Below are 4,093 nucleotides of genomic sequence, written 5' to 3'. Positions count from 1 at the left end.
CCGCCATCGCCGGCACAGGCGCCGGCGCACGCACGACGGGGCCTGTGGGTCCCGTTGCTCTTTGGGGCGGCGTGCTGCTGCTGCTGGCCGCACCGCTGCTGCGCGGCGGCAACCGCCACGCGGCCCTGATCGTGCTGGAATGGCTCGCGCTGGCCGTGCTGCTTGGCCTCCTGGCCCGCCGTGGCGCAGCCTCCCTCTTCGACTCCGACTCCCGGCGCGGCGCCGCTTCAGGCCTGGCGCTCGCGCTGCTGCTCACCGCCCCGCTGTGGATCGCCGCGGTGCAGCTGGTGCCGCTGCCCTCCGATCTGTGGTTCTCCCTGCCCGCGCACGCGTTCTACGCCGATACCTTGTCGGCGGTGCAGGCCGGCCCGCGCGGCTGGCGGCCGCTCTCGGTGGTGCCTGATGCCACTGCCGCCTCGCTGCTGGCGGGCCTGCCGATCATGGCCGCATTCCTGCTCGGCTGGCGCTCCTCGCTTGCGCAGTTGCGCGTGCTGCTGGGCGCGGTGGTGCTGATGGCCTTCGCGCAGGTGCTGCTCGGGCTGATGCAGTTCGCAAGCGGCCCGGGCTCGCCGCTCTTCTTCGGCGTCGACACCTACGGCCCGCCGGTCGGCAGCTTCGCCAACCGCAACCACTTCGCCAACTACCTGGCCATGGCGCTGGTGGCGCTGGTCTGGCTCGGCTACGAATCCAGCCGCGAGGCGCGCCGGCGCGGCAGCTCCTCAAGCGCCGGAACCCTGCACGGCGGGCACAAGGCCATGCTGTGGGCGGGGGGGGCGCTGGTGCTGCTGCTGGGAATCCTGCTGTCGCTGTCGCGCGGCGCCGCGGTGTTTGGCCTGCCGATGGCGGTGCTGGCCTTCGTGGCGGTGGTGCTGCGCACCCAGGGCTGGACACGCGGCTGGCGTATCGCCGCGGCGGCTTCGCTGCTGCTGCTGGTGCTGGCCGCGGGGATGATCGGCTTCGGTACGGTGGGCGCCCGGCTATCGGGCGGGCAGCTGGCCGACTCGGCCGGGTTCCGCGGCCAGCTGGCGCGCACCAGCCTGGAGGGCGCATGGGCGTTCTGGCCGCTGGGCGCGGGCTGGGGCACCTACGACCTCGCCTATCCGCGCTTCCAGCCGGCGGGCGTCGCCGGCTTCGCCAACCATGCGCACCAGGATTACGCGGAGCTGCTGTTCGAAGGCGGCGTGTTCTTCCTGCTGCCCGCGCTGGCCTTCGCCTGGCTGGCCGCGCACCGGGTGGCGGCGCTGGCGCGGCCCGCGCTGCGCCGCATCCCGCTGGAGCGCGAGCAGATGGCGGCTGTCCTGTGCGGCCTGGGCCTGCTCGCGCTGCTGCTGCACTCGCTGGTGGAGTTCAACATGCGCATTCCGGCCAACGCCATGCTGGGCGCGCTGCTGGCCGGCGCCTTCCTGCGGCCGCTGCCGGTGTCCGGCAGCACGGCGCGGAGCCCGGCGTGATCGACCTGCACAGCCACATCCTGCCCGGCATCGACGACGGCGCGAAAGACCTGGAGACCGCGCTGGAGATGGCGCGCATCGCGGTGGCCGACGGCATCCGCACCATGGCCTGCACGCCGCACATCTACCCCGGCCTGTACATGAACGACACGGCCGGCATCCGCGCCGCGCGCGACGCCTTGCAGGCCGAGCTGGACGAGCGCGGGATCGCGCTGCAGCTCACCACCGGCGCCGACGTGCACCTGGTGCCGGGCCTGCTGCCCCGGCTGCGCGCCGGCGTGGTGCCGACGCTGCACGGCACGCGCTACCTGCTACTGGAGCCTTCGCACCACGTCGCGCCACCGCGCTTTGCCGAGCACATCTTCGACCTGGTGACCAGCGGCTGGGTGCCGGTGATCACGCACCCCGAGCGGCTGACCTGGATGGACGACAACTATCCGGTGTTCCAGCAGCTGGTGCGCCAGGGCGCCTGGATGCAGGTGACGGCCTCGGCACTGACCGGCCTGTTTGGCCCGCGGCCGAAATACTGGGGCGAGCGCATGCTGGGCGACGGCCTGGTGCACATCCTGGCGTCCGACTGCCATTCGGCCGGCCGCCGCGTGCCGGTGATGTCCGAAGGCCTGGCGGTGGCGGAAAAGATCGTCGGCGCCGCCGAGGCGCGCCGCCTGGTGCACGACCGCCCCGAGGCGCTGATGCGCAACCTGCCGCCCTCGCAGACGCCGCCGCTGCCCGACGTCGCGCCGCCTCGCGAGAGCCTGCGCGGCTGGCTGCGCCAGCGCCTGCGGCTGTGATGCAGAACGACAAGTACCCTGTGCACAGACTGCAAACGGGCGGGTTCGAGCGCAGGGATGCCGTCCTTGACGCGTGGCGAGGCATCAGCGTTCTCATGGTGATCAGTTCGCACTTGGTTGACCGCCACCCGGCGGTCAACCCAGGCGAGCTCCACAGACTATTCGAGAACGCAGGATCGCTAGGGGTCAAGATTTTCTTCGCGATTAGCGGCTTCATCATCACGACTTTGTTGCTACGCGAGCGTCGGGCGCATGGCCGCATTTCATTGCGGGCGTTTTATGTCCGTAGGGCGTTCCGCATCTTGCCGCCACTTTGGCTCTTCCTGCTCGCGGTTCTTGCTGCGGCACTTGCCGGGCTAATTATTGATCCCGGCCCACTGCTAGGCGCTTCTACGTTCCTGTGCAATACCAAATGGGCAAGTTGCCTCTGGTTTGTCGCGCATACGTGGTCGCTAGCTATTGAAGAGCAGTTCTACTTGTTTTGGCCTCCGGCGCTGGTCATGCTGCTTCAATTAGGCAGCAGACGCGCAGTGCGCTGGGCACCGGCCGTCTTGATGTTGCTCTTTCTTGCATTGGGGCAAATGTCGATATGGACCATCAACTGGTTAAACAACGGATTGTCGTTCGCCTGCATTGCGGCCGGCGCATGGTGCGCATCCGATCGAGCACTGCGATATCGCATCCACCGCGCGGCTTCGCCTATGGCTTTGCTCGCCTGCTTCGCCGCATTAATCCTGCGCCCACTTGTGCCCATCTACTTTCCGGGGCAGTACCGGTTGCAAGATCTTTTCACACCATTGATGATATGTTTTTTGCTGTGCGGGACCTTGCGATTCAAGGCCCAGTTAGAACACAGCATCATCGTGCGTTGCCTCGCTGGCATCGGATTGATTTCCTATAGTTTATATCTATGGCAGCAGCTTTTTCTCGCACGCGCAGAGTTTTATGTCGCGGGTCCCTTTCCGTGGCTCTGGCCCATATGCCTCGTAATTGCGCTGCTCTCGTACGTGCTGGTGGAACGTCCATTCGTGCGGATGGGCCGGCGAGTTTCCGGCGAACTGGCGCAGCGCGCGTTACCGTGATGCAGCAGCGCGTATGAAACTCCTCGTCTTTGCAGGCAGCACCCGCCAGGCCTCGTACAACCGCAAGCTCGCGACGGCCACCGCCGCGCTGGCGCGCGCCGGCGGCGCCGAGGTCACGCACCTCGAACTGGGCGAATTCGACGTGCCGATGTACAACGCCGACCTGGAGGCGCACGGCACGCCGGCCGACGTGATGCGGCTCAAGCAAGTCTTCTTCGAGCACCCGGCCTGGATCATCTGCGCGCCCGAATACAACGCCAGCTACCCGGCGCTCTTGAAGAACACGCTGGACTGGATCTCCAGCCCGGCGCGCAGCGACGCCGTGTGGAGCGACGATTTCCGCGCCACGCGCGGCAAGGTGGTCGGCATGCTGAGCGCGTCGCCAGGCGCGCTGGGCGGCCTGCGCTCGCAAGGCCACCTCGCGCCGCTACTGATCAACCTGCACTGCTGGGTGGCGCCGACCAGCTACGCGCTCAACCGCGCCGGCAGCGCCTTCGACGCCAATGGCGAACTGGCGGACCCCGGGGCACGCCCGCGCGTGCAGGAGGTGATCGACCAGGTGCTGTGGGCCTCGGAGCGCTTCGCTACGCCGTAAATGCGAACGGCGCGCCTTGCTGTCTCTTGCAGTTGATCATCCCATCCGCGCCGCTAGTGTAGTGCGCGCGAATTAGTTGAACTTTCGCTCGAAGGCATACTCCGATGGCCAAGGGGGTGTGATGCCATGCGGGTCGCCAAGTCGATTGAGCTGGATGGGCAGACGCAGCAGGAG

General features: G+C 67.9%; 4 protein-coding genes. All 4 read left to right on the top strand.

What is annotated here, in order from left to right; genetic code table 11:
* Positions 1 to 1,451, top strand: a 1,451-nt coding sequence (locus tag H0U68_RS08310; RefSeq protein ID WP_296354510.1) for an O-antigen ligase family protein, incomplete at its 5' end; no start/stop codon positions are given.
* Complete coding sequence (locus H0U68_RS08305; RefSeq protein WP_296354507.1) at positions 1,448 to 2,242, top strand: CpsB/CapC family capsule biosynthesis tyrosine phosphatase; 795 nt, start codon at positions 1,448 to 1,450, stop codon at positions 2,240 to 2,242. The genes H0U68_RS08310 and H0U68_RS08305, both read left to right, overlap by 4 nt.
* On the top strand, positions 2,242 to 3,324 hold the full coding sequence (locus tag H0U68_RS08300) for an acyltransferase (RefSeq protein ID WP_296354505.1): 1,083 nt from the start codon (positions 2,242 to 2,244) through the stop codon (positions 3,322 to 3,324). The genes H0U68_RS08305 and H0U68_RS08300 overlap by 1 nt, the downstream gene beginning before the upstream one ends.
* 13 nt (positions 3,325 to 3,337) lie before the next feature.
* Positions 3,338 to 3,919: an NAD(P)H-dependent oxidoreductase gene (locus tag H0U68_RS08295; RefSeq protein WP_296354503.1), complete on the top strand. Its 582-nt coding sequence runs from the start codon at positions 3,338 to 3,340 to the stop codon at positions 3,917 to 3,919.
* Positions 3,920 to 4,093 lie beyond the last annotated feature (174 nt).

Source organism: Ramlibacter sp. (assembly GCF_013697775.1).
In the GTDB taxonomy this organism is placed as follows: Bacteria; Pseudomonadota; Gammaproteobacteria; order Burkholderiales; family Burkholderiaceae_C; genus Ramlibacter.
Note: the sequence above shows the minus strand (reverse complement) of the source record. Positions and strands in the feature narration are given on the sequence as shown.